This window comes from Pseudomonas sp. Marseille-Q8238, assembly GCF_965111915.1.
On sequence record NZ_CBCOPI010000001.1, the window covers coordinates 1,704,378 to 1,729,587 of the forward strand.

Annotated in this window: 19 protein-coding genes; 12 read left to right on the forward strand and 7 right to left on the reverse strand. The window is 61.0% G+C overall.

The features are described 5' to 3' along the window. Nucleotides 1-61: 61 nt before the first annotated feature. Nucleotides 62-2,551, forward strand: a complete 2,490-nt coding sequence (locus ACWPW0_RS07910; protein ID WP_454254964.1) for a TonB-dependent hemoglobin/transferrin/lactoferrin family receptor — start codon at nucleotides 62-64, stop codon at nucleotides 2,549-2,551. 256 nt (nucleotides 2,552-2,807) lie between these two features. On the opposite strand, the gene ACWPW0_RS07915 is transcribed toward ACWPW0_RS07910, so the two are convergent. Continuing rightward, nucleotides 2,808-3,419, reverse strand: coding sequence for a LysE family translocator (locus ACWPW0_RS07915; protein WP_454254965.1), 612 nt, complete (start codon nucleotides 3,417-3,419; stop codon nucleotides 2,808-2,810). A gap of 409 nt (nucleotides 3,420-3,828) precedes the next feature. On the opposite strand from ACWPW0_RS07915, the gene ACWPW0_RS07920 reads away from it, so the two are divergent. After that, entirely contained in the window at nucleotides 3,829-4,950 is a 1,122-nt protein-coding gene (locus ACWPW0_RS07920) for a beta-ketoacyl-ACP synthase III (RefSeq protein ID WP_447590730.1), read from the forward strand. Between the two features lie 383 nt (nucleotides 4,951-5,333). Further along, the gene (locus ACWPW0_RS07925) at nucleotides 5,334-6,653 is read left to right on the forward strand and encodes an OprO/OprP family phosphate-selective porin (RefSeq protein ID WP_447590732.1); all 1,320 of its coding nucleotides are present in this window, start codon (nucleotides 5,334-5,336) and stop codon (nucleotides 6,651-6,653) included. Nucleotides 6,654-7,000: 347 nt separating this feature from the next. Here the strand turns inward: ACWPW0_RS07925 and ACWPW0_RS07930 are convergent, their stop codons facing one another. From ACWPW0_RS07930 to ACWPW0_RS07955, 6 genes are all read right to left on the reverse strand, one after another. Further along, a complete protein-coding gene (locus ACWPW0_RS07930) occupies nucleotides 7,001-7,927 on the reverse strand; it encodes a GGDEF domain-containing protein (RefSeq protein ID WP_447590734.1) in 927 nt (308 codons plus the stop codon). 204 nt (nucleotides 7,928-8,131) lie between these two features. Next, entirely contained in the window at nucleotides 8,132-8,872 is a 741-nt protein-coding gene (locus ACWPW0_RS07935) for a YciK family oxidoreductase (RefSeq protein ID WP_454254966.1), read from the reverse strand. Between the two features lie 28 nt (nucleotides 8,873-8,900). Further along, nucleotides 8,901-9,335, reverse strand: a complete 435-nt coding sequence (locus tag ACWPW0_RS07940; RefSeq protein ID WP_454254967.1) for a VOC family protein — start codon at nucleotides 9,333-9,335, stop codon at nucleotides 8,901-8,903. A gap of 8 nt (nucleotides 9,336-9,343) precedes the next feature. Then, nucleotides 9,344-10,015, reverse strand: a complete 672-nt coding sequence (mupP, locus tag ACWPW0_RS07945) for an N-acetylmuramic acid 6-phosphate phosphatase MupP (protein WP_454254968.1) — start codon at nucleotides 10,013-10,015, stop codon at nucleotides 9,344-9,346. 5 nt (nucleotides 10,016-10,020) lie between these two features. Continuing rightward, nucleotides 10,021-10,719, reverse strand: coding sequence for a bifunctional 2-polyprenyl-6-hydroxyphenol methylase/3-demethylubiquinol 3-O-methyltransferase UbiG (gene ubiG, locus ACWPW0_RS07950; RefSeq protein ID WP_447590741.1), 699 nt, complete (start codon nucleotides 10,717-10,719; stop codon nucleotides 10,021-10,023). A gap of 11 nt (nucleotides 10,720-10,730) precedes the next feature. Further along, nucleotides 10,731-12,080, reverse strand: coding sequence for a TRZ/ATZ family hydrolase (locus ACWPW0_RS07955; RefSeq protein ID WP_454254969.1), 1,350 nt, complete (start codon nucleotides 12,078-12,080; stop codon nucleotides 10,731-10,733). 106 nt (nucleotides 12,081-12,186) lie between these two features. Here ACWPW0_RS07955 and mtnA point away from each other — a divergent pair, with 106 nt between their 5' ends. From mtnA to ihfB, 9 genes are all read left to right on the forward strand, one after another. Next, nucleotides 12,187-13,266 carry an S-methyl-5-thioribose-1-phosphate isomerase gene (mtnA, locus tag ACWPW0_RS07960; RefSeq protein ID WP_447590745.1) on the forward strand — a complete coding sequence of 360 codons (1,080 nt, stop codon included), beginning with the start codon at nucleotides 12,187-12,189 and terminating at the stop codon, nucleotides 13,264-13,266. A 213-nt stretch (nucleotides 13,267-13,479) separates the two neighbouring features. Next, nucleotides 13,480-16,260: a DNA gyrase subunit A gene (gyrA, locus tag ACWPW0_RS07965; protein ID WP_454254970.1), complete on the forward strand. Its 2,781-nt coding sequence runs from the start codon at nucleotides 13,480-13,482 to the stop codon at nucleotides 16,258-16,260. Nucleotides 16,261-16,267: 7 nt separating this feature from the next. Beyond that, nucleotides 16,268-17,353, forward strand: coding sequence for a 3-phosphoserine/phosphohydroxythreonine transaminase (serC, locus tag ACWPW0_RS07970; protein WP_454254971.1), 1,086 nt, complete (start codon nucleotides 16,268-16,270; stop codon nucleotides 17,351-17,353). Then, nucleotides 17,353-18,450, forward strand: a complete 1,098-nt coding sequence (gene pheA, locus ACWPW0_RS07975; protein ID WP_447590750.1) for a prephenate dehydratase — start codon at nucleotides 17,353-17,355, stop codon at nucleotides 18,448-18,450. Before serC ends, pheA begins: the two co-directional genes overlap by 1 nt. An 85-nt stretch (nucleotides 18,451-18,535) precedes the next feature. Continuing rightward, the gene (hisC, locus tag ACWPW0_RS07980; protein WP_454254972.1) at nucleotides 18,536-19,645 is read left to right on the forward strand and encodes a histidinol-phosphate transaminase; all 1,110 of its coding nucleotides are present in this window, start codon (nucleotides 18,536-18,538) and stop codon (nucleotides 19,643-19,645) included. Next, nucleotides 19,638-21,896: a bifunctional prephenate dehydrogenase/3-phosphoshikimate 1-carboxyvinyltransferase gene (locus tag ACWPW0_RS07985; RefSeq protein WP_454254973.1), complete on the forward strand. Its 2,259-nt coding sequence runs from the start codon at nucleotides 19,638-19,640 to the stop codon at nucleotides 21,894-21,896. Before hisC ends, ACWPW0_RS07985 begins: the two co-directional genes overlap by 8 nt. Further along, entirely contained in the window at nucleotides 21,893-22,582 is a 690-nt protein-coding gene (gene cmk / locus ACWPW0_RS07990; RefSeq protein ID WP_447590756.1) for a (d)CMP kinase, read from the forward strand. Before ACWPW0_RS07985 ends, cmk begins: the two co-directional genes overlap by 4 nt. A gap of 143 nt (nucleotides 22,583-22,725) precedes the next feature. Further along, entirely contained in the window at nucleotides 22,726-24,405 is a 1,680-nt protein-coding gene (gene rpsA, locus ACWPW0_RS07995; protein WP_447590758.1) for a 30S ribosomal protein S1, read from the forward strand. 257 nt (nucleotides 24,406-24,662) lie between these two features. Beyond that, nucleotides 24,663-24,947, forward strand: a complete 285-nt coding sequence (ihfB, locus tag ACWPW0_RS08000) for an integration host factor subunit beta (protein ID WP_447590760.1) — start codon at nucleotides 24,663-24,665, stop codon at nucleotides 24,945-24,947. Nucleotides 24,948-25,210 lie beyond the last annotated feature (263 nt).

Sequence of the window (25,210 nt, forward strand, 5' to 3'; positions counted from 1 at the left end):
TCTCTGCGTCTTCCAGGTGTCCGCCTCACGCATGAGCGGTTTATCACCCTGGGAGATTTGGATGAAAACCCGCAACACCCGTTTCGCCTTACGCCACCTCTGCGCCAGCAGTGCTCTCAGCGCCCTGTTGCTGAGTGGCTCGGTCATGGCCGAGGCCTTTACCTTCAACTTGCCGGCGCAGCCGATGGCCAATGCACTGACGGCCATGGCCCAGCAGAGCCAGTTGCAGATCCTGTTCGATGAAGCGCAATTGCGCGGCTTGCGGGCACCGGCGTTGTCTGGTGAGTTCACTGCCCGTGAGGCGCTCACGCGGTTGCTCGCTGGCTCGGGGCTGGAGTTGGTCGAGGCGGGCGACGGCTTCGTGATTCGTCGTCACCAGGAAGCCAGTAGCGGCGGCGAGAATGTCATGGCCCTGGGTAGCACCACCATCATGGGCAGTGTGATCGACAGCAGTACGGCGGGGCGCTCGGTGTTGACCCAGAAGGACATCGACCGACAACAGGCGGACAACATCGCGGCATTGCTCGATACCTTGCCGGGCGTCAGCTCCAGCGGTTCGCCCCGGCCGGGCGGCCAGACCTTGAATATCTGGGGAATGGGCGACGTGGAAGACGTCAAGGTCATCCTCGACGGCGCGCCCAAGGGCTTCGAGAAATACCGCCAGGGTTCGGTGTTCATCGAGCCGGAGCTGATCAAGAACGTCGAAGTCGACAAGGGGCCGCACAACACCTTGTACGGCAACGGTGGGTTCGGTGGGGTGATCAAGGTCGACACCAAGGACCCCGAGGACCTGCTGCAGGATGGGCGCAACATCGGCGCATTCCTCAAGTACGGCTACCACACCAATGACCGGCAGAACATCTACAGTGGCGCGGTCTATGGGCAAACGCCCAGCCGCATGTTCGATGCCCTGCTATTCGTCAACGGGCGCGAGGGTGACAACATCGAACGGCCCAATGGCACCCGTTTCGAGTACTCGTCCAACAGCCTGGATGCCTTCCTCTACAAGAGCAATCTGCGCCTGAACGACGAGCACGTGTTCACCTTTTCCGCCATGCAGTCCGGCAGCAAGGCCTGGGAGCCTTTCGCCGCCAAGCGTGACGAAATGGCTGCGCCGACGGCGGCGGAAATCGCGAAATACGGACTCGATGGCGCCTGGAAACGCAAACTGGTCTATCGCGATCAGAAGGACGAGAACTACTCGCTGAAATGGAACTATGCGCCGCTGGATAACCAGTGGGTCAACCTGACTGCCAGTTTCGCCTATTCGAAGACCGACCAGAACGACAAGCGCCCGGACACTGCCAGCACGGTATTCGCGGCATCGCTGGGCAACGAGAGCTGGGTCAATTACACCGACCGCCTGGCTGAGGTGAAGAACGAAAGCCGCTTTGCCGATGGCATTTTCGACCATGTCCTGACCGTCGGCATGCAGTGGCACGGTCATAAGCGCGACACCTTGATGAACGACCTGGGCAAGAAGAAGGATGCCACCTACAACTACGGCTTCTACCAGCCGTATTACATGCCATCGGGTGAACAGGAAACCCGCAGCGGCTACATCCAGGATGCGTTGACCATCGGCTCCGTCACCATCACCCCGGCGCTGCGTTATGACCAGGTGTTGAGCAAAGGAGAGCCCAACCTGGCGTCGCGTTACAACAATCCCAATCCGGCAGTTGGCCATGACTACAGCAGCGTGACCTATACCGGCTGGTCGCCACGCCTGGGAATTTTCTGGACCGCCACCGACAACCTGGCGTTCTTCGCCGATGTCAGCAAGACCTGGCGTGCGCCGTTGATCGATGAACTCTACGAAGTCCAGAGCGCTATCAGCAGTGTGCCGGCCACCAGCCGCAACCTGGACCCCGAGCGCATTCGGGGCATCCGGGTGGGCAGCATCGTCGACTTCGAAGGGCTAGTGGTCGATAGCGATAACGTGCAGGTCCGTACCACACTGTTCCAGAACCGTGGCAAGGACGAGATCTTCAAACGCACCGGTATTTCCTGTGTCGAGCAGATCCCCAGTGGCGCCAATAACGGTATCTGCCGTCCACAACCGTTGACCAACTACCGCAACCTACCCGGCTACACCATCGAGGGTATTGAGGTTGAGTCCTTCTATGACAGCTCGCGGGTGTTCGGCAGCCTGTCGGTGTCCTACATCCGTGGTCAGCGGGATGCGTCGCCGCGTAACCCGTGGGGGCCGGAAACCTGGATCGCCGAGATCCCGCCGCGCAAGGCTGTGGCGACCCTGGGTGTGAAGGTGCCGGAAATAGACATGGCGTTGGGCTGGACCGGTAACTTCGTTCGCCGGCAGGACCGTTCGCCCGTGGATGATGACCCGCTGGCAACGGGCTGGGGCCTGCCCAAGACTCAGGGCTACGCGCTGCACGGGTTGTTCGCCAGCTGGCAGCCCAAGCAGGTGAAGGGCTTCGAGGCCCGTGTGACCGTGGATAACCTGTTCAATCGCGAGTACTACCCGTACCTGGGCGAGTCCGTCTCGGGTGTTGGGCGCAATATCAAGATGAGTGTTTCGCAGTTCTTCTGAGGCGCGCGACCAGGGACGGTTGACGTTTCGCTTTACCTCATCGAAGCGGATGGAAATATCGTTCCAGCCTAGCCATTCGAATGGGCCTCTTTGAGGCACAAGCGGATACCTCAATTGGTGGGCTGAAGCCCACCCTACGCGGGGTATGATCCTGTAGGGTGGGCTTCAGCCCACCAACCAGAGTGTCATGAAACGCAAAAGCCGAATGTCCGCAACTGCCTCGAACCGGCTATTCAGGCCGACACGTCAACAGAGCCTACCGCGTTATCGGCAATGCCGCGCCCATCAGTGCGAACAGGCCGCCGCAGCAGCGGTTGAAGCCTCTGCCGCTGCGTTCCAGCCAGGGGCGTACGCGGTGGGCGAGGCGGGCCAGCAGGTACTCGACGAAGCCCTCGACGATAGCGAAGGTCAGCGCCATGACCACGAATTGCAGCAACAGATCAGCCTTGGGGTCGAGAAACTGCGGCAGGAAGGCGCCATAGAATAGGATCACCTTGGGGTTGGAGATGGCCGACAACAAACCCTGGCGAAAGAGCTGTTGGCCAGGTTTCAGGGGGGCAGTGGTCACTGTGGTCATGTGGATCGGCGGCGAGCGCCAGAGCTGGATGCCCAGCCAGATCAGGTAGGCGCCACCTGCCAGCTTGAGCACGATCAGTGCGCTGGCCGATGCTTTGAGCAGGGCACTGATGCCGAACATCGACAGGGCAATCAGGGCCACGAAGCCGCTAACGCCACCGGCCACGGTCCACAGGGTGCGGCGGTGGCCGTATAGCGCGCCATGGGTCAGGGCAAGCAGCCCATTCGGGCCGGGTGTCAACGACAGGCCAATCACGGCGACAAGGTAGATGAGCCAGGTATGCAAGGCCATGGATTAGTCCATTGCTGGGTAAAGAGCGGACTGTAATCGCAGTCGTTGCTCGATTACAGCGCCGGGCAGCAGGAGCGCCTCCCATTTGCTGTTGCCCATGAACGACCAAAACAGCCACTTAAGTGGCTTCTTGCAGATGTTGCTGACATTTTCCCCAGTTTATTGCGACATATCTGTGCCTTTCTGCGAGCACATAGCATCTTCTCTGATCAGCGAAACAAGCCTTATGCCCTTGCTGGACAAGCGGACGACGGCTTCCGGCTGTGGCAAACTCTACGGCTTGAAAGCGGGCAGCACCTCTGCCAAGGCCCTGCCGTTTTAGCCAGATGACGAATTTATACCCGACGCCGACTGGCGTGGGCTCAACGCACACCAGGTCGCGCGCGACCCCGAACAAGAGGAACGCCCCGTGCACAACGCCGTAATCAGTGGCACTGGCCTGTATACCCCGCCAAACAGCATTTCCAACGAAGAACTGGTGCACTCCTTCAATACCTATGTGCAGCAATTCAACAGCGACAACGCCGCTGCGATCGAGCGAGGCGAGGTCGCAGCGCTGAGCGAGTCCAGCGTGGCTTTCATCGAGAAGGCATCCGGCATCAAGAGCCGCTACGTGATGGACAAGGCTGGCATTCTCGACCCGCAACGCATGACACCGCGCCTGCCTCAGCGCAGCAATGACGAGTGGGGCATTCTCTGCCAGATGGCCGTAGAGGCCGCCAAGCAGGCACTGGAGCGAGCGGGCAGGACCGTTGCCGATATCGATGGCGTGATCGTCGCCTGCTCCAACCTGGAGCGTGCCTACCCGGCCGTGGCCATCGAAGTACAAGCGGCACTGGGCATCCAGGGCTGGGGCTACGACATGAACGTGGCCTGTTCTTCCGCCACCTTCGGTATCCAGGCTGCCGTCACGGCGGTGCAGACCGGCCAGGCCCGGGCGATTCTGATGGTCAACCCGGAGATCTGTACCGGGCACCTGAACTTCCGTGATCGTGACAGTCACTTCATCTTTGGTGATGGCGCCACGGCGGTGATCATCGAGCGGGCCGATCAGGCCACCTCCAGCTACCAGTGGGACATAGTCGGCACCAAGCTGCTGACCCAGTTCTCCAACAACATCCGCAACAACTTCGGTTTCCTCAACCGTGCGGCGGAAGAGGGCATCGGTGCGCCGGACAAGTTGTTCGTGCAGGAAGGTCGCAAGGTGTTTCGTGATGTCTGCCCGATGGTTGCCGAGCTGATTGCCGCGCACCTGCAGGAAAACGAGCTCGAGGTGGGCGAGGTGAAACGTTTCTGGTTGCACCAGGCCAACCTCAACATGAACCTGCTCATTGCTCGCAAGCTGCTGGGCCGTGATGCCGAGGAAGGCGAGGCACCGGTGATTCTAGATACCTACGCCAACACCAGTTCGGCCGGTTCGGTGATTGCCTTCCACAAGCACCAGGATGACCTGCCGAGCGGCTCGCTGGGTGTGCTCAGCTCGTTTGGCGCGGGTTACTCCATCGGCAGCGTGATTCTGCGCAAGCGCTGAGTCTGAAGGCAGGACACCCTCTGTCCTGCCTGGTTGCTGAAAATTACTGCAAAAAATGGCGAAACGGCACATGGCTGCTCGTTTCGTCATCGCGTGTTGATCCGGGTTGCATAGCAGCTCTCACGCCGATCGCCCGATCCTGTCTTGCATTATCCCACCTGCTGTAACTCGCCCTTGTCGCGCCCGGCTATTGCTGTTGGCAAGGCGCGCGTTGTGGCGTGTCAACGCAGTTATTCGACTTCGGACTAAAAAGTTCCTCTGTCATCGAACTTTCATATAAAAGAAACCGCGCTGAAATAACCCATCGCCAAGATTCCCCTCCAACACCGCTGGCACTTGCCCGCGTGTTTCCAACGCTAAAGACCAATTAGGGGAATCTTCGAATGATCCGTAAGCACTTCGCCGGTTTTGCCACCAGCGCCCTGGCTCTGGCCATTTCCGCCCAGGCTTTCGCCGGTACCGTCAGCACCGACGGTGCCGATATCGTGATCAAGACCAAGGGCGGCCTGGAAGTCGCTACTACCGACAAGGCCTTCGGCTTCAAGATTGGCGGTCGCGTACAAGCTGACTACAGCACCTTCGATGGCCTGTACACCAAAGACGGCGACGCAGCTGACGCTGCTTATTTCCGCCGCGCCTTCCTGGAAGTGGGCGGCGTGATGTTCACCGACTGGAAATACCAGATCAACTACGACCTGTCGCACAACTCCGGCGGTAGCGACAAGTCGAACGACGGTTACTTCGACGAAGCGTCGCTGGCCTACACCGGCTTCAATCCGCTGACCATCAAGGTTGGTCGTTTCGACCCTGAGTTCGGCCTGGAAAAAGCCACTAGCTCCAAGTGGGTTACCGCGCCTGAGCGCAACATCGGTTATGACCTGATGGAGTGGGTCAACAACCACGACGGCGGCCTGGGCATCCAGTTCTCCGGCAACGTTGGCGAATCCCTGTACGGTTCCGCCGGTATCACCGCCAAGGATGCCAACGACGAGCATGGCGAGAGCACCAAGCAGCTCAACGCCCGTGCCGTATTCGCACCGCTGCATGCCGATGGCAACGTCCTGCACTTCGGCCTCAACTATGCCCGTCGTGACGCTGGCGTTTCCAACTACGACTCGCGCTTCCGTACCCGTCTGGGCATGCGTGGCGTGGCAACCGAAGGTGGTAACGATGCCGGCACCAACGGCAACCGCATCAGCATCGGCGCACAGGACCTGAACAAGGATGCATGGGATACCGACACTGCATGGGGTCTCGAGGCAGCCTGGGCCATGGGTCCACTGTCCCTGCAAGGCGAATACCTGCAGCGCAAGCTGAAGGCTGACGATGCGATCGCCGACCGTAAGGCTGATGGCTTCTACGTACAGGCTGCCTACACCCTGACCGGTGAGCCGCGCATCTATAAATTGGGCAAGTTTGATGCGATCAAGCCGTCCAACAAGCAAATCGGCGCCTGGGAAGTGTTCTACCGCTACGATGACTTCACCGTGGAAGACGACACCGTCGTCGTGGCAACTGCCACCCGCGCCGTGGGTGACGTAGACCTGAAAACCCACAACCTGGGTGTGAACTGGTACGCCAACGAAGCCGTGAAAATCAGCGCCACCTACGTCAAGGCCAAGTCTGATGGCGTGATCAACTCGGCAGCTGCCCGTGATGATAGCGGTGATGGTTTCGTGGTTCGCGCCCAGTACGCCTTCTAAGCAAGACGCAGTACCGCAAGACGCTTACTGAAATGCTCCTTTTCTGCCCCGCCTTTGTGCGGGGCTTTTTTATGGGCGCGTATCTGTGAGCCATTGCCGCAGGGATGCTGCTCTGTCGTGGGGTGCGCCGCGCGCACCGAAGGAGCACACCGAGCATCAGGTGCGCCGGACAGATAGGTGAAATAGGTGAGCAGTTAGGCGACGTTCATCCTGCAATGCAGCAACTGCTGCGCCATTTCTGGCAGCGCGATAGATGGGGGCAGGACGGAGCAGCGACGCGGCCCTATCCGTATCGATAAGGGCCGGTATGAGTTACAGCAGACAGGCGTTACTGGAGAAACTGGCTGTCAGCCCGCCATCGACAGGCGATTGCGACCTTCACGCTTGGAGATGTACAGGGCGTTGTCGGCGCGGCGTTGCAGGCTTTCTGGTGACTCACCTGGCAGCAGGGTGGCGCAACCCAGGCTGATCGACAACTCGATGGCCTGATTCTCTACCACGTACTGAAGTTCCTGCACGGCCATGCGCAGGCGTTCGCCGACCATGCCTGCGGCTTCGCGGGAGGTATTGGAGAGCAGTACCATGAATTCTTCACCGCCGTAGCGAAACACCATGTCGATGTTGCGCAGGCTGTTCTTCAGCGCAGCGGCGACGGCCTTGAGTACTTCATCACCCGTCAAATGACCATAGTTGTCGTTGACCTGTTTGAAGTGGTCGAGATCGAGCATCAGCACCGACAGCGGTTGCAGGGTGCGGCGTGCAAGGTCGGTTTCGCGTTGCAGGGCCTGGGTCATGGCGACGCGGTTACCGGTCTCGGTCAGTGGGTCGCGCAGGGCGATCTGCAGGGCTGCACGGTAGAGCAGGGCATTGCGTAGCGGGAAGAGCAGGCTGGCCAACAGTGACTCCAGTTGGCCAAGCTCCTCTTCGCTGAAACGATAGCTGCGCCGAAAGACCAGCTCACCCAGGTATTCACCTTCGTGGCTCAGGCGATAGCCTGCCGAATGATTGGCGCGCTCGCCCAGTTCCAGACGCAGGTCGCAGGAGGCCAACTGATAGCTCAGGGTATTCAGGGGCACCAGGCGCTGAACCTGTTGGAAGAACAGCTCAAGGATGCGTTCCACTTCCAGCGAGGTTTGCAGCTGCAAGCTCAACTGCTGGCGCAACTGGGCAGCGCTGATCGGCTTCAGGGGCTGTGGTACGCGGTTGGCGTAACCCAGGCGCTGCAGCTTGGCGGCATCGAAATCAATGGTGTTGGAGTGGGTGTGCGTGACCATGAAGCTCAACCTCTGGCGCTAGGCGCTGTGATATCGAGATAGAGCTAATTTCGTGCCAATTGGTTTAAGTCCTTTTAATTCAAATGGTTACTGGGTTGTCGCGAGGGTGGGGTGGCAGTTTTTTGCCAGGAAGATGAGGGTCGTGGTGGCAATTTGATGCCGTCTTGCGCTGCGCCGCCGGAAAACCGGCGGCGTTCATGGTCGTTATTGTGCGTCGAAGGCCTGGCCGTTGACGCCCTTGCTGTCCGGACCCATCAGGTACAGGTAGACCGGCATGATGGCCTCGGGGGGCGGGTTGTTTGCCGGGTTTTCCCCCGGGTAGGCCTGGGCGCGCATGCTGGTGCGCGTGGCTCCAGGGTTGACGCTATTGGCGCGGACGTTGGTGATGTCCTCCACTTCATCGGCCATGACCTGCATCAGCCCTTCGGTGGCGAACTTGGACACCGCATAAGCGCCCCAGTACGCACGACCCTTGCGCCCGACGCTGCTCGAGGTGAAGACCACCGAGGCGTCCTCGGAGAGCTTGAGCAGCGGCAGCAGGGTGCTGGTCAGCATGAACATGGCGTTGACGTTGACCTGCATGACGCGCATGAAGTTGTCACCGGACAACTGCTCCAGCGGAGTGCGTGGCCCGACGATGGAGGCGTTGTGCAGCAGGCCGTCGATCTTGCCGAATTCACCTTCCAGCATGGCGGCGAGTTCGTCGTACTGATGGGGCAGTGCGGTTTCCAGGTTGAACGGGATGACGGCCGGTTGCGGGTGGCCAGCCGCTTCGATTTCGTCATACACCTGGCTCAGATTGGCCTCGGTCTTGCCCAGCAGCAATACCGTGGCACCGTGAGCGGCGAAGGCCTTGGCGGCTGCGGCGCCGATGCCGCGGCCAGCGCCGGTGACGAGAATCACTCGGCCTTGCAGCAGGTCGGGGCGGGGGGCGTAGTCGAACATGGAAGAGTCTCGCTGAAATGAAGATGGATTAGGGAAAAGGCGTCTGCTGGTGCTCGCCAGTAAAGCCGCGGCAGACGACGGCGAGCTTGTGGCCGTCGGGGTCGCGCACATAGGCGGCGTAGAAGTCATCGCTGTAGTGCGGACGCAAGCCAGGGGGACCTTCACACTGACCGCCGTGAGCCAGGGCCGCCTGGTGAAAGGCCCGCACGGCCTGCCAGCTATCCGCCTGGAGGGCAATCATGCTGCCGTTGCCAGCGCTGGCTGGGGCGCCATTGAAGGGCTGGCATAACCACAGGGCCAGCTGCTCTCGTCCGTCATCTCGATACGTCCCCCAGCCGGCCCAGCCCTGCCAGCCGTCTTCGCCTGTCACGCAGCGCACGTGGCCTAGCGGGGCCAGAGCTGCATCGTAAAAGGTCATGCTGCGCTGGAGGTCATTGGAGCCCAGGGTGAGGTAGCTGAACATGCGGGCACTCAGCAGCTGCACAGTGCTCGGTCGAGCACGGCGCGCAGGTCCTGTGGGTGGTCGACCACCACGTCGGCTCCCCAGTGGCGCGGGTTGTCGTCCGGGTGGATGTAGCCATAGGTCACGGCGGCGGTTTTGCAGCCAGCCGCGCGGCCGGACTCGATATCGCGCAAGTCATCGCCGACGAACAACGCCTCGCCAGGCTGGATGCCGAGCTTTTCGCAGGCCAGCAGGAGCATTTCCGGGTCCGGTTTGCTGCGGGAGACATGGTCCGGGCAGACCAGCACGGCCGAACGGGTGGCCAGGCCCAGTTGCTGCATGATCGGCTCGGCAAAGCACACGGGCTTGTTGGTCGCCACGCCCCACAGCAGCTTGGCCTGCTCGATATCCTCGAGCAGGGCCGGCATGCCGTCGAAAAGCTTGCTGAATACCGCGCAGTGGCTCTGGTAGCGCTCGAGAAACTCCTGGCGCAGGGCTTCGAAACCTTCGGCTTGAGGGTCGATGGCGAAGGTGGCGGCCACCATGGCGCGGGCACCGCCGGAGATCTGGTCACGAATCAGGGTGTTGTCCAGTGGCTCCAGGCCACGATCCAGGCGCATGGCCTGGCAGACGGCGATGAAGTCCGGCGCCGTGTCGAGCAGGGTGCCGTCCATGTCGAAAAGTACTGCTCGCAAACGCATGCGCCTCACTCCTCGCGAAGGGTCTGGATCATGTAGTTGACGTCGACATCGGCGGCCAGCTTGTAGTGCTTGGTGATCGGATTGTAGGTCAGGCCGATGATGTCCTTGACCTGCAGGCCGGCTGCGCGGCTCCAGGCGCCCAACTCCGAGGGACGGATGAACTTCTTGAAGTCATGGGTGCCGCGTGGCAGCAGCTTCATGACGTATTCGGCGCCGATGATGGCGAACAGGTAGGCCTTGGGGTTGCGGTTGATGGTGGAGAAGAACACCTGGCCACCAGGCTTGACCATGCGGTAGCAGGCGCGGATCACCGAGGATGGGTCGGGCACGTGCTCGAGCATTTCCAGGCAGGTGACCACGTCGAATTGGCCGGGCATTTCCTCGGCCAGGGCTTCGGCGGTGATCTGCCGGTACTCGACGTTCACCCCTGACTCCAGTTGGTGCAACTGGGCAACGGCCAGTGGCGCCTCGCCCATGTCGATGCCCGTTACCGTGGCGCCGCGCTGAGCCATGGCTTCGCTGAGGATGCCGCCACCACAGCCGACGTCGAGCACCTTCTTGCCGGCCAGGCCCACGCGCTCGTCGATCCAGTTGACGCGCAGCGGGTTGATGTCATGCAGCGGCTTGAACTCGCTCTCGCGGTCCCACCAGCGGTGGGCGAGGGCTTCGAATTTGGCGATTTCAGCGTGATCGACATTGCTCATGTGGCGTTCCTTTAAAGCGAATTCTTTAGCGCGGCGCCTTTGTCGGCGATGCGTGCGCCCCAGGCGCGGGCTGTGGCGATGATGCGTTCTTCATCCAGGCGGGTCAGGCGGCCTTGGTCGAGCAGTTGTTTGCCACCCACCCAGACGTGCTGCACGCAACTGCGACCACCGGCATAGATGAGTTGTGAAACCGGGTCGTAGATCGGTTGCTGGGCCAGCCCGGACAGATCGAATGCGACCAGGTCGGCCAGCTTGCCCAGCTCCAGCGAGCCGATCTGCTCGTCCAGGCCCAGCGCTCGGGCACCGTTGAGCGTGGCCATGCGTAGCGCACTGTGTGCATTGAGCGCCGTGGCGCTACCGGCGACAGCCTTGGCTAGCAGTGCGGCGGTGCGCGTTTCGCTGAGCAGGTCGAGGTCATTGTTGCTGGCGGCACCGTCGGTACCGATGGCGACGTTGACGCCGGCCTGCCAGAGCTTTTCCACCGGGCAGAAACCGCTGGCCAGCTTGAGGTTGGACTCGGGGCAGTGGATCACGCTGCTGTTGCTTTCTACCAGCAGGGCGATGTCGTCGTCGCTGATCTGAGTCATGTGCACGGCCTGGAAGCGTGGGCCGAGCAGGCCGAGGTTGGCCAGGCGTTGCAGGGGGCGTACGCCGTGCCGGTCAAGGCTTTGCTGCACCTCGAAGGCGGTTTCATGCACGTGCATGTGGATGCCGGCATCCAGCTCTTCGGCGAGCATGCGCACGGTTTCCAGCTTGTCGTCGCTGACCGAGTAGGGCGCATGCGGGCCAAAGGCGATCTTGATCCGCGGATGCAGCTTGAGTTCGTCGAACTGCTTGAGCCCCTTGCGCAAGGCCTCGTCTGCATCGCGCGCGCCCGGCGTGGGGAAGTCCAGCACGGGAATGCACATCTGCGCGCGAATGCCGCTCTTGTGCACCAGTTCGCTGGCGATCTCCGGGAAAAAGTACATGTCAGAGAAGCAGGTGATGCCGCCCTTGAGCTGTTCGGCGATAGCCAGTTCGGTGCCGTCGTGAACGAAGGTCTCATCGACCCATTTGGCCTCGGCGGGCCAGATGTGGTCCTGCAGCCAGCTCATCAGCGGCAGGTCGTCAGCCAAACCGCGGAACAGGGTCATGGCGGCATGCCCGTGGGCGTTGATCAGGCCGGGTGTGAGCAGGCAATCTGGCAGCTCGCGCACCTCTGCGGCCGTGTGGCGCAAGGCCTCGGCGCGGGGGGCGATAAGTACGATGCGGCCATCGCGGATACCCAGGCCATGTTCGCGCAGCACCACCCCGGCAGGCTCGACCGGCACCAGCCAGGTCGGCAGGAGCAATAGGTCGAGCGGCGCGCGATGATCGGGCATGGCGTGGTATCCAGGGCAAGCTGACGGTCGCGGCAGTATAACTGAGCCATACCGGGCGCGGCTCGCTATAATCCGCGCCTTTTCGTTTCTGCAGGTGGGGTGTGCCATGCGCGAGCAATTGCTGGCGGCTGAAAAGGTTAAAGCCATCGAATGGCGAGACGGCACGTTGCATCTGCTCGACCAGCGCCTGCTGCCACGGCAGGAAGTCTGGCTGGCGTACGACTCGGCTGCCGAGGTGGCTGAGGCCATCCGTGACATGGTGGTGCGCGGCGCGCCGGCCATCGGTATCGCTGCGGCATACGGCCTGGTGCTGGGCGTGCGTGCGCGTCTGGCCGAGGGTGATGCCGATTGGCAGGTGGCACTTGAGGAAGACTTCACCGTGCTGCAGGAGTCCCGCCCCACGGCGGTCAACCTGTTCTGGGCGCTGGAGCGCATGCGCGATCGCCTACAACGGCTCAAGGCAGGTGACGATGCGCTGGCGGTACTGGAGGCCGAGGCCGCGGGCATCCATGCCAGTGACCGTGAGGCCAACCTGACCATGGCCCAGTTGGGCGTGGAGCTGATTCGCAAGCACCAGGGCAACCCGCAGAACCTGCTGACCCACTGCAATACCGGCGCGTTGGCGACCGGCGGCTTCGGCACGGCGCTGGGGGTGATTCGCGCGGCGCATCTGGAGGGCCTGGTCGAACGCGTCTATGCCGATGAAACACGGCCCTGGCTGCAGGGCTCACGTCTGACTGCCTGGGAGTTGGCGGGTGAGGGCGTACCGGTGTGCATCAATGCTGACTCGACGGCAGCGCATCTGATGAAGACCCGTGGCATTACGTGGGTCATCGTCGGTGCGGACCGGATCACGGCCAATGGCGATGTGGCCAACAAGATCGGTACCTATCAATTGGCGGTCTGCGCCATGCACCACGGTGTGCGTTTCATGGTGGTGGCGCCCAGCTCGACGATCGACATGGCGCTGGAAAGTGGCGAGGACATTCCCATCGAGGAGCGCGCCGCCAGTGAGCTGCTGGAGGTCGGCGGCCAGCGCGTGGCGGCTGATGTGGATGCCTTCAATCCGGTGTTCGACGTGACGCCGGCCGACCTGATCGATGCGATCGTCACCGAAAAGGGCATCGTCGAGCGGCCGGATGCGGCGAAAATGGCGGCACTCATGTGCCGCAAGCGCCTGCACTGACGGGCGTTTCCGGGGTAGGTCTGAGGCGTCTGACTGTGGTAAGCTCCGGCAGTTTTCAGGCGGCCTCATGGAGGCCGTCCCATAGCGCGAATTGTTGGCTTAACTCGTTGATTTGTCGTGAGTCGCTGCTGGGCAAGAGCGACAACGGCGGACTCCGGTCCCGCCCAGGAAGGGTGTGACGGGGTTTCACCAGAAAAAGGAACCAGGCTTCTCATGGGCGAACTGGCCAAAGAAATCCTCCCGGTCAATATCGAAGACGAGCTGAAACAGTCCTATCTCGACTACGCGATGAGCGTGATCGTCGGGCGCGCCCTGCCGGATGCGCGTGACGGTCTGAAGCCCGTGCACCGCCGTGTGCTGTTCGCGATGAGCGAACTGGGCAACGACTGGAACAAGGCGTACAAGAAGTCTGCCCGTGTGGTCGGTGACGTCATCGGTAAATACCACCCTCACGGTGATATTGCGGTCTACGACACCATCGTGCGTATGGCCCAGCCGTTCTCGCTGCGCTACATGCTGGTCGATGGCCAGGGCAACTTCGGTTCGGTGGATGGCGATAACGCCGCGGCCATGCGATACACCGAAGTGCGCATGGCCAAGCTGGCTCACGAGCTGCTGGCCGATCTGGACAAGGAAACCGTCGACTGGGTGCCCAACTACGACGGCACCGAGCAGATCCCAGCGGTCATGCCGACCAAGATCCCCAACCTGCTGGTCAACGGTTCCAGCGGTATTGCCGTGGGCATGGCCACCAACATTCCGCCGCACAACCTGCGTGAGGTGATCGACGGCTGCCTGGCGCTGATCGACAACCCGGACCTCACCGTCGACGAACTGATGCAGTACATCCCGGGTCCGGACTTTCCGACCGCGGGCATTATCAATGGTCGTGCCGGCATCATCGAGGCCTACCGCACCGGTCGTGGCCGCATTTATATGCGTGCCCGCGCCGAGATCGAGGACATCGACAAGGTCGGTGGCCGCCAACAGATCGTCATCACCGAGCTGCCGTACCAACTGAACAAGGCGCGTCTGATCGAGAAGATCGCCGAGCTGGTCAAGGAAAAGAAACTCGAGGGCATTACCGAGCTGCGCGATGAGTCCGACAAGGACGGCATGCGCGTGGTCATCGAGTTGCGTCGTGGCGAAGTGCCGGACGTGATCCTCAACAATCTTTACGCCCAGACTCAACTGCAGAGTGTGTTCGGCATCAACGTGGTGGCGTTGGTCGATGGCCGCCCGCGGATCATGAACCTCAAGGACATGCTCGAGGTGTTCGTCCGTCACCGCCGTGAAGTGGTGACCCGCCGGACCGTCTACGAGTTGCGCAAGGCGCGTGAGCGTGGCCACATCCTCGAAGGCCAGGCGGTTGCCCTGTCGAATATCGACCCGGTAATCGAACTGATCAAGACCTCGCCGACCCCGGCCGAGGCCAAGGAACGCCTGATCGCCACTGCCTGGGAATCCAGCGCCGTGGAGGCCATGGTCGAGCGCGCCGGTGCTGATTCGTGCCGCCCAGAAGACCTCGATCCGCAATACGGTCTGCGCGAAGGGCGCTATTTCCTCTCGCCGGAACAGGCTCAGGCCATTCTGGAACTGCGCCTGCACCGCCTGACCGGGCTGGAGCACGAGAAGCTGCTGTCCGAATACCAGGAAATCCTCACCCAGATTGGCGAGCTGATCCGCATCCTGACCAGCGCCACGCGCCTGATGGAAGTGATTCGCGAGGAGCTGGAGAAGGTCAAGGCCGAGTTCGGCGATGCCCGTCGTACCGAGATCGTTGCATCGCAGGTCGACCTGACCATCGCTGACCTGATCACCGAGGAAGAGCGTGTCGTCACCATTTCCCATGGTGGCTACGCCAAGTCCCAGCCGCTGGCCGCCTACCAGGCGCAGCGTCGTGGCGGTCGCGGCAAGTCGGCTACCGGGGTGAAGGACGAGGATTACATCGAGCACCTGCTGGTAGCCAACAGCCACGCCACGCTGCTGCTGTTCTCCAGCAAGGGCAAGGTCTACTGGTTGCGCACCTTCGAGATTCCGGAGGCTTCGCGTACCGCGCGTGGTCGTCCATTGGTCAACCTGTTGCCGCTGGACGAAGGCGAGCGCATCACCGCGATGCTGCAGGTCGATCTGGAAGCCGTGCGTCAGCAGGCGCCAGAAGGTGACGAGGGCGACGACGTCATCGAGGGCGTCATCGTCGAGGCGGAAGAAATCGAAGAAGTCGGCGACGACGAAGACGCTGATGACGACAGTGCTGACGAGCCTACCGGTACCTATATCTTCATGGCGACCGCCAAGGGCACCGTGAAGAAGACTCCGCTGGTGCAGTTCAGCAAGCCGCGCAGCTCCGGCCTGATCGCCCTGCGCTTGGAGGAGGGCGACACCCTGATCGCTGCTGCCGTGACCGACGGCGCGCGTGAAGTGATGATGTTCTCCGATGGCGGCAAGGTCATCCGCTTCAAGGAAAGCAAGGTGCGTACCATGGGCCGTACAGCTCGTGGTGTGCGTGGTATGCGCCTGGCCGAAGGCCAGCAGATCATTTCCATGCTGATTCCCGAGTCCGGTGCGCAGATCCTCTCCGCCTCGGCACGTGGTTACGGCAAGCGCACACCGCTCGAGGATTACCCGCGCCGTGGTCGTGGCGGTCAGGGCGTTATTGCCATGGTCAGCAACGAGCGTAACGGCAAGCTGGTCGGTGCCATCCAGGTGCTGGACGGCGAAGAGATCATGCTGATTTCCGATCAGGGCACCCTGGTCCGTACCCGTGTTGATGAGGTCTCCAGCCTGAGCCGCAATACTCAGGGCGTGACCCTGATCAAGCTGGCGGCGGACGAGACACTGGTCGGCCTGGAGCGTGTGCAGGAGCCGTCCGCACCGGATGAAGAAGATGAAGAGCTGGCTGGTGACGATGTGGCCGGCGAAGCAGGCGATGACGCAGTGGCAGTCGAGGGCGACGAGGCCCCGGCAGATGCCCCAGGCAACGACGAAGAGTGAGAGTGACGTGAGCAAGCGAGCCCATAACTTCTGCGCCGGTCCAGCGGCGCTCCCTACCTCCGTGCTGGAGCGTGCGCAGGCTGAAATGCTCGATTGGCAGGGGCGTGGTCTTTCCGTCATGGAAATGAGCCACCGCAGCGACGAATACGTGGCCATCGCCGAGAAGGCCGAGCAGGACCTGCGCGACCTGCTGTCCATCCCGTCGGACTACAAGGTGCTGTTCCTGCAAGGCGGCGCCAGCCAGCAGTTCGCCGAGATCGCCCTCAATCTGCTACCCGAAGACGGCGTCGCCGACTATGTCGACACCGGCATCTGGTCGAAAAAAGCCATCGAAGAGGCGCGTCGCTACGGCACTATCAATGTCGCCGCCAGCGCCAAGGGTTATGACTATTTCGCCATCCCGGGGCAAAACGAGTGGCAGTTGTCGAAAGACGCGGCCTACGTGCATTACGCCACCAACGAAACCATCGGCGGCTTGCAGTTCGACTGGATTCCTGAGACCGGTGATGTCCCGCTGGTCGCGGATATGTCCTCGGACATCCTGTCGCGGGAAGTCGATATTTCCAAGTTCGGCCTGATCTATGCCGGTGCGCAGAAGAACATCGGCCCGAGCGGCCTGGTGGTGACCATCGTGCGTGAAGACTTGCTCGGCCGTGCCCGCAGCGTCTGCCCGACCATGCTCAATTACAAGATCGCTGCCGATAACGGCTCGATGTACAACACCCCGGCGACCTACTCCTGGTACCTCTCGGGCTTGGTGTTCGAGTGGCTCAAGGAGCAGGGCGGCGTTGCGGCCATCGAGCAGCGCAACAAGGCGAAGAAGGATCTGCTGTACACGGCCATCGACGACAGCGATTTCTACACCAACCCGATTGCACACAATGCCCGCTCGTGGATGAACGTGCCGTTCCGCCTGGCTGACGAGAAACTCGACAAGCTATTCCTGGCGGGTGCCGATGCGCGCGGTCTGCTCAACCTCAAGGGGCATCGTTCGGTGGGCGGCATGCGTGCTTCCATCTACAACGCCACCGGCCTGGATGCGGTCGAGGTGTTGGTAGCCTATATGGCGGAGTTCGAGAAGGAGCACGCCTGATGAGTGACGCTGATCAGCTCAAGGCGCTACGGGTGCGCATCGATAACCTCGACGAGAAAATCCTCGAGCTGATCAGTGAGCGCGCGCGCTGTGCCCAGGAAGTGGCGCGGGTGAAGATGCTCTCGCTGCCAGAAGGTGAGGCGCCGGTGTTCTATCGCCCCGAGCGCGAAGCCTGGGTGCTCAAGCACATCATGGAGCTGAACAAGGGGCCGTTGGACAACGAGGAGGTGGCGCGTCTGTTCCGCGAAATCATGTCCTCCTGCCTGGCGTTGGAACAACCGCTGAAGATCGCCTATCTCGGCCCAGAGGGTACCTTCTCCCAGGCTGCGGCACTCAAGCACTTCGGTCATGCGGTGATCAGCCAGCCGATGGCGGCAATCGACGAAGTGTTCCGCGAAGTAGCGGCGGGCGCGGTCAACTTCGGCGTGGTGCCGGTGGAAAATTCCACCGAGGGTGCGGTCAACCATACGCTGGACAGCTTCCTTGAGCACGACATGGTGATCTGTGGTGAAGTGGAGCTGCGCATCCACCATCACCTGCTGGTCGGGGACACCACCAAGACCGACCGCATCACCCGTATCTATTCCCATGCCCAGTCCCTGGCGCAGTGCCGCAAGTGGCTGGACGCACACTACCCGAATGTCGAGCGCGTGGCCGTGTCGAGCAATGCCGAGGCGGCCAAGCGGGTGAAGAGCGAGTGGAACTCCGCTGCCATCGCCGGCGACATGGCGGCGAGCCTGTACGGGTTGAGCAAGCTGGCCGAGAAGATCGAGGATCGTCCGGACAACTCCACGCGCTTCCTGATCATCGGCAACCAGGAAGTGCCGCCCACTGGCGATGACAAGACCTCGGTCATCATCTCCATGCGCAACAAGCCGGGCGCGCTGCACGAGCTGCTGGTGCCGTTCCATACCAACGGCATCGACCTGACCCGTATCGAGACCCGTCCGTCGCGTAGCGGCAAGTGGACCTATGTGTTCTTCATCGACTTCGTCGGTCACCACAAGGATCCGCTGATCAAGGACGTGCTGGAAAAGATCAACGGCGACGCCGTGGCGCTCAAGGTGCTGGGCTCTTATCCGAAAGCGGTCCTTTAAATACAGTCGCAGGCTTCAGGCTTCAGTTCACGCGGATAACGCCGGGCTTTGCTTGCAGCTTGCCGCATGAAGCGTGAGGCTTTCCATGTCCGATTTCCTTGCCCTGGCCGTGCCGGGCGTGCAAAAACTCTCGCCCTATGTCCCGGGCAAACCGGTCGACGAGTTGGCGCGTGAGCTGAATCTCGATCCGGCGCATATCGTCAAGCTGGCCAGTAACGAGAACCCCCTGGGGCCGTCGCCGAAAGCGCTGCAGGCCATTCAGGCCGAGCTGGCCGAGCTGACCCGTTATCCCGATGGCAGCGGCTATGAGCTGAAAACCCGGCTGGCGGCGCGCTGTGGCGTAACGCCCGCGCAGGTGACTCTGGGCAATGGCTCCAACGATATTCTCGATCTGGTCGCCCGCGCCTGGCTGGCGCCTGGCTTGAACGCCGTGTTCAGCCAGTATGCGTTCGCTGTCTATCCGATCTCCACGCAAGCGGTGGGAGCAACTGGTAAGGTCGTGCCAGCGAAGGATCACGGCCATGACCTAGAGGCCATGCTGGCGGCCATCGACGCCAATACTCGCGTGGTGTTCATCGCCAACCCGAACAATCCGACCGGCACCTGGTTCGGCCCCGACGCGCTCGAGCGTTTTCTGTCGCAGGTGCCTGCCCAGGTGCTGGTGGTGCTGGACGAGGCCTACATCGAGTACGCCGAGGGTGATGAGCTGCCGGATGGTCTTCAGTATCTGGCGCGCTACCCCAATCTGCTGGTTTCGCGCACTTTCTCCAAGGCCTATGGCCTGGCTTCTCTGCGCGTGGGCTATGGGTTGTCGTCGGCCGAAGTGGCAGATGTGCTCAATCGCGTGCGCCAGCCCTTCAACGTCAATAGCCTGGCCCTGGCGGCAGCCTGTGCGGCCCTGAACGACGTCGAATATCTGGTAGCCAGTCGGCGTGCCAACGATGCCGGCATGGCCCAGCTTGAAGCCGGTTTCGCCGGGCTGGGGCTGAGCTGGATACCATCGCGTTGCAATTTCATTGCTGTCGACCTCGGTCGCGATGCCGGGCCAATCAACCAGGCGCTGCTGCGTGAAGGCGTGATCGTGCGCCCGGTGGCAGGCTACGGCATGCCGACCTACCTGCGTGTGTCGATTGGCACCGAGCAGGAAAATGCGCGTTTCCTCGAGGCGCTGGCCAAGGTTCTGGCCCATGGCTGATGTCATGCCGCTGCAACGCAAGAAGTCCACGCTGGGTCGCCTGGTGGTGATCGGCTTGGGCTTGATTGGCGGCTCCTTTGCCAAGGGTATGCGTGAGAAGGGCATGTTTCATGAGGTAGTGGGGGTCGATCTGGATGCGGAATCGCGTCGTCAGGCGGTAAGCCTGGGCGTGGTCGACCGCTGTGAGAGCGACCTGGCGGCTGCCTGCCAGGGGGCTGCGGTGATTCAGTTGGCGGTGCCGATCCTGGCGATGGAAAAGCTGCTGCTGCAGCTGTCCAAATTAGACCTGGGTGATGCCGTGTTGACGGATGTGGGCAGTGCCAAGGGTAACGTGGTGCGGGCGGCGCGCCTGGCCTTCTCTGGCGACATGCCGCGCTTCGTTCCCGGGCATCCGATTGCAGGGTCCGAGCAGAGTGGGGTGGAGGCGGCTGACGCGTCGTTGTTCCGCCGTCACAAGGTCATTCTGACGCCGCAAGCCTCGACCGCTCCCGCTGCTTTGGCGCTGGTGGATCGTCTTTGGCGCGAGTTGGGGGCGGATGTCGAGCATATGCAAGTCGAGCACCACGATCAGGTGCTCGCCGCGACCAGCCACTTGCCGCATCTGCTGGCCTTCACACTGGTCGACTCGCTGGCCAAGCGCAACGAGAACCTGGAAATCTTCCGCTACGCGGCGGGCGGCTTCCGTGATTTCACCCGGATTGCTGGCAGTGATCCGGTGATGTGGCACGACATCTTCCTGGCCAATCGCGATGCGGTGCTGCGCACCCTCGATGCCTTCCGCGATGATCTGGACGCCTTGCGCGATGCGGTGGATGCGGGGGATGGGCACCAGTTGCTTGGCGTATTCACCCGTGCACGGGTCGCTCGTGAGCACTTTGGCAAGATCCTGGCGCGCCGTGCGTACGTGGATACCGTCCGGTCGAATGATCTGGTTTATCTAGCCAGCCCTGGAGGCAAGGTCGTCGGGTGCATCCGTGTGCCCGGTGACAAGTCGATTTCTCATCGTTCGGTCATGCTGGGTTCGCTGGCCGAAGGCGTGACCGAGGTCGAAGGTTTTCTCGAAGGCGAGGATGCCCTGGCTACGATCCAGGCATTCCGCGATATGGGGGTGGTCATCGAAGGGCCGCACCATGGCCGGGTCACCATTCACGGTGTCGGCCTGCAAGGGCTGAAGGCGCCGCCCGGGCCGCTCTATCTGGGCAACTCCGGTACCTCCATGCGTTTGCTCTCCGGGTTGCTGGCGGGGCAGGTTTTCGATACCACGCTGACGGGCGATGCTTCGCTGTCCAGGCGCCCGATGAGTCGCGTGGCCAAGCCGCTGCGCGAGATGGGCGCAGTGATCGAAACGGGCCCAGATGGGCGTCCGCCGTTGCACATAAAAGGTGGTCAGCGCTTGACCGGCATGCACTACGACATGCCGATGGCCAGTGCTCAGGTGAAGTCTTCCCTGCTGTTGGCCGGTCTGTATGCCGCGGGGCAGACGGCAGTGACCGAGCCTGCACCGACTCGCGACCATACCGAGCGCATGTTACGTGGCTTCGGTTATCCGGTGAGTGTTGATAGCAATGTCGTGACTCTCGAGTCGGGGCATCATCTGGATGCCGCGCGTATTGAGGTGCCGGCTGATATCTCGTCTGCCGCATTCTTCCTGGTTGCCGCCAGTATCGCCAAGGGTTCCGACCTGACGCTGGAGCATGTCGGTATCAATCCGACGCGCACCGGAGTGATCGATATCCTCACGCTCATGGGGGCCGATATCTCCCTGGATAACCGGCGTGAAGTGGGTGGGGAACCGGTTGCCGATATCCGTGTGCGGGCGGCCAGGCTCAAGGGGATCGACATTCCCGAGGACTTAGTGCCCTTGGCCATCGACGAGTTTCCGGTGTTGTTCATTGCGGCAGCCTGCGCCGAAGGGCGGACAGTTCTGCGTGGCGCCGAGGAATTACGGGTCAAGGAATCTGACCGCATCCAGGTCATGGCCGATGGCCTTGCTGCGCTCGGCGTAAAGGTTGAGCCCGCCCCGGATGGCATCGTTATCGAGGGCAAGGGCTCTGATGGCGCCATCATGAGCGGTGGTGAAGTATGGAGCCATGGCGATCACCGCGTTGCCATGGCGTTCAGTGTGGCGTCGTTGCGCGCCAATGCGCCTATTCGTATTCACGATTGTGCCAATGTGGCCACATCGTTTCCCAATTTTCCCGGTCTGGCTGCGCAGGCGGGTATCCGCGTGGCTGAGGAGGCTAGCGTATGACAGGCTTGGCAACGGTAATCACGATCGATGGCCCCAGTGGCTCGGGCAAGGGCACGGTGGCGGGGTTACTGGCACAGAAACTGGGCTGGAATCTGCTGGATTCGGGTGCGTTGTATCGTCTGTTGGCCTTCGCGGCCGCCAATCACGGGGTCGACCTGACCAACGAGGAGTCGCTGAAAGTATTGGCGGCGCATCTGGATGTGCAGTTCATCGCCGGTGTCGATGGCAAAGGGCAGCGCATCATCCTCGAAGGGGATGAGGTTACCGACGACATCCGCAATGAGCAGGTCGGTGCCGGCGCTTCTCAGGTGGCTTCTCTGCCTGCGGTGCGCGAGGCGTTGCTGCAGCGCCAACGAGCGTTTCGCGAGGCGCCAGGGCTAGTTGCCGATGGCCGGGATATGGGGACGGTGGTATTTCCTGAGGCGCCCCTGAAGATTTTCCTGACCGCCAGCGCCGAGGAAAGGGCGCGCCGCCGCTATCTGCAGTTGAAAGGAAAAGTGGATGGTGTTAGCCTGCCGAGTCTGCTAGACGAGATTCGTGCTCGAGACGAGCGCGACATGCAGCGTGCGGTGGCTCCTCTGAAGCCGGCCAGTGATGCCATTCAACTGGATTCCACCGAGCTGTCCATCGAGCAGGTGATGGAAAGAATCCTCAGCGAGGTCGCCAGCCGCGATCTCGCCGGGTAGTAGAAAGACCGCACTACCGCGGTCGACAAGGAGGCGTGCAGGAGACCAGTCAACGTCCTGCAGGCCTCTTTTTACATAACGAACCCACATTGTCTGGAGTGTGGTTTGGGCAGATTCCCTGCCCTGAATCAACAGGAATCAACATGAGCGAAAGCTTTGCAGAACTTTTTGAAGAAAGCCTGAAGACCCTCGACATGCAACCGGGTGCCATCATCACTGGCATCGTGGTCGACATCGACGGTGACTGGGTTACCGTGCATGCCGGCCTTAAGTCCGAGGGCGTCATCCCGCTCGACCAGTTCTACAACGACGCTGGTGAGCTGACCATCAAGGTCGGTGATGAAGTCCACGTAGCGCTGGACGCGGTTGAAGATGGCTTCGGTGAAACCAAGCTGTCCCGCGAAAAAGCCAAGCGTGCCGAGTGCTGGATCGTTCTGGAAGCGGCTTTCGCAGCTGAAGAAGTGGTCAAGGGCGTTATCAACGGTAAGGTTAAAGGCGGCTTCACTGTCGACGTTAACGGCATCCGTGCGTTCCTGCCAGGTTCTCTGGTTGACGTCCGTCCAGTGCGCGACACCACGCACCTGGAAGGCAAAGAGCTGGAATTCAAGGTCATCAAGCTCGACCAGAAACGCAACAACGTTGTCGTTTCCCGCCGCAGCGTGCTGGAAGCCGAGAACAGCGCCGAGCGCGAAGCTCTGCTGGAATCCCTGCAGGAAGGCCAGCAAGTCAAGGGTATCGTCAAGAACCTCACGGATTACGGCGCGTTCGTCGATCTGGGTGGCGTCGATGGCCTGCTGCACATCACCGACATGGCCTGGAAGCGCATCAAGCATCCGTCGGAAATCGTCAACGTTGGCGACGAAATCGACGTCAAGGTTCTGAAATACGACCGCGAGCGCAACCGCGTATCGCTGGGCCTGAAGCAGCTGGGCGAAGACCCATGGGTTGCCATCAAAGCTCGCTACCCAGAAGGCACTCGTGTTACCGCACGCGTCACCAACCTCACCGACTACGGCTGCTTCGCCGAGCTGGAAGAGGGTGTTGAAGGCCTGGTACACGTTTCCGAAATGGACTGGACCAACAAAAACATCCACCCGTCGAAAGTCGTTCAGGTTGGCGACGAAGTGGAAGTTCAGGTTCTGGACATCGACGAAGAACGCCGTCGTATCTCCCTGGGTATCAAGCAGTGCAAGTCCAACCCATGGGAAGACTTCTCTGGCCAGTTCAACAAGGGCGACAAGATCTCCGGCACCATCAAGTCGATCACCGATTTCGGTATCTTCATTGGTCTGGACGGTGGCATCGACGGTCTGGTTCACCTGTCCGACATCTCCTGGAACGAAGTGGGCGAAGAAGCCGTACGCCGTTTCAAGAAGGGCGACGAGCTGGAAACTGTCATCCTCTCCGTTGATCCTGAGCGCGAGCGCATCTCCCTGGGCATCAAGCAGCTGGAAGACGATCCGTTCTCCAACTACGCCTCGCTCAACGAGAAGGGCACCATCGTTCGTGGCACCGTGAAAGAAGTTGACGCCAAAGGCGCCATCATCGATCTGGGCAACGATATCGAAGCGACCCTGAAGGCCTCCGAAATCAGCCGTGACCGCGTTGAAGACGCGCGCAACGTGCTGAAAGAAGGCGAGGAAGTCGAAGCCAAGATCATTAGCATCGACCGTAAGAGCCGCGTAATCAGCCTGTCCATCAAGTCCAAAGACGTCGAAGACGAAAAAGACGCGATGAAAGAGCTGCGTACCAAGCAGGAAGTTGAAACCACTGGTCCGACCACCATCGGTGATCTGATCCGTGCGCAGATGAACCAGAACTAAGTTCGGGTGATTCTGGAAAGGGCGACTTCGGTCGCCCTTTTTTGTGGGCGCAATTCCAGGGTTTCCTCGTTTCGCAGCAGGCAGGATCGTGACGTAAGACTTGTTCGAGCTTCCCCTTGCGCTTGGGATCTTGGAAATTACTTGACTGACGCAGTGCTTTTTCTTAACACCTTGTTTTATAGGCTGTTCAAAAGCTGAGCAGCGTGCTAAAAACTCCCTATCTAGTGATCTAGCCGCTTGAAAAAGAAGGGAAAACCATGACCAAGTCGGAGTTGATCGAGCGCATCGTCACCCATCAGGGGCTTTTGTCGCCGAAGGATGTTGAGCTGGCGATCAAGACCATGCTCGAGCAGATGTCGCAGGCGCTCGCAACGGGTGATCGCATCGAAATTCGTGGTTTTGGCAGCTTCTCCCTGCACTACCGTGCGCCTCGTGTAGGCCGTAACCCGAAGACGGGTGAATCGGTTCGCTTGGACGGAAAGTTCGTCCCTCACTTCAAGCCTGGAAAAGAGTTGCGTGACCGAGTGAACGAAGATGAGTGAAAGGCATGATCGTAATAGCGTTTATTAGTTGATATAGCCTATGCTTAAACTTATTTAATTTCTTCTGGCCTGTGCTGGTCTTATGCTTCGTGCCTTCTAGCTGTTAGTGGGCGTTTCTGTGAGCGCTCTCGCTTACGGCTCTGTCCGCTTTTAGGGATTTTCTGTTGGGTGATTCAGGCGGTTTGGCTCATCACCTATCCTGTTTTTTTCGCTGATGTTAAACCAGTATCTCTGCTTTATCTGCCAGCTTTGAATGGCGTGAA

Excerpts from the sequence above, each read along its gene's own strand:
- hisC (WP_454254972.1), top strand. The coding sequence starts at position 18,536 with ATGTCCGATTTCCTTGCCCTGGCCGTGCCGGGCGTGCAAAAACTCTCG.
- ACWPW0_RS07930 (WP_447590734.1), bottom strand. The coding sequence starts at position 7,927 with ATGGTCACGCACACCCACTCCAACACCATTGATTTCGATGCCGCCAAG.
- mtnA (WP_447590745.1), top strand. The coding sequence starts at position 12,187 with ATGCGCGAGCAATTGCTGGCGGCTGAAAAGGTTAAAGCCATCGAATGG.
- ACWPW0_RS07925 (WP_447590732.1), top strand. The coding sequence starts at position 5,334 with ATGATCCGTAAGCACTTCGCCGGTTTTGCCACCAGCGCCCTGGCTCTG.
- gyrA (WP_454254970.1), top strand. The coding sequence starts at position 13,480 with ATGGGCGAACTGGCCAAAGAAATCCTCCCGGTCAATATCGAAGACGAG.
- pheA (WP_447590750.1), top strand. The coding sequence starts at position 17,353 with ATGAGTGACGCTGATCAGCTCAAGGCGCTACGGGTGCGCATCGATAAC.
- ACWPW0_RS07915 (WP_454254965.1), bottom strand. The coding sequence starts at position 3,419 with ATGGCCTTGCATACCTGGCTCATCTACCTTGTCGCCGTGATTGGCCTG.
- ACWPW0_RS07955 (WP_454254969.1), bottom strand. The coding sequence starts at position 12,080 with ATGCCCGATCATCGCGCGCCGCTCGACCTATTGCTCCTGCCGACCTGG.
- ACWPW0_RS07910 (WP_454254964.1), top strand. The coding sequence starts at position 62 with ATGAAAACCCGCAACACCCGTTTCGCCTTACGCCACCTCTGCGCCAGC.
- ACWPW0_RS07940 (WP_454254967.1), bottom strand. The coding sequence starts at position 9,335 with ATGTTCAGCTACCTCACCCTGGGCTCCAATGACCTCCAGCGCAGCATG.
- mupP (WP_454254968.1), bottom strand. The coding sequence starts at position 10,015 with ATGCGTTTGCGAGCAGTACTTTTCGACATGGACGGCACCCTGCTCGAC.
- ihfB (WP_447590760.1), top strand. The coding sequence starts at position 24,663 with ATGACCAAGTCGGAGTTGATCGAGCGCATCGTCACCCATCAGGGGCTT.
- ubiG (WP_447590741.1), bottom strand. The coding sequence starts at position 10,719 with ATGAGCAATGTCGATCACGCTGAAATCGCCAAATTCGAAGCCCTCGCC.
- rpsA (WP_447590758.1), top strand. The coding sequence starts at position 22,726 with ATGAGCGAAAGCTTTGCAGAACTTTTTGAAGAAAGCCTGAAGACCCTC.
- ACWPW0_RS07935 (WP_454254966.1), bottom strand. The coding sequence starts at position 8,872 with ATGTTCGACTACGCCCCCCGCCCCGACCTGCTGCAAGGCCGAGTGATT.
- ACWPW0_RS07985 (WP_454254973.1), top strand. The coding sequence starts at position 19,638 with ATGGCTGATGTCATGCCGCTGCAACGCAAGAAGTCCACGCTGGGTCGC.
- cmk (WP_447590756.1), top strand. The coding sequence starts at position 21,893 with ATGACAGGCTTGGCAACGGTAATCACGATCGATGGCCCCAGTGGCTCG.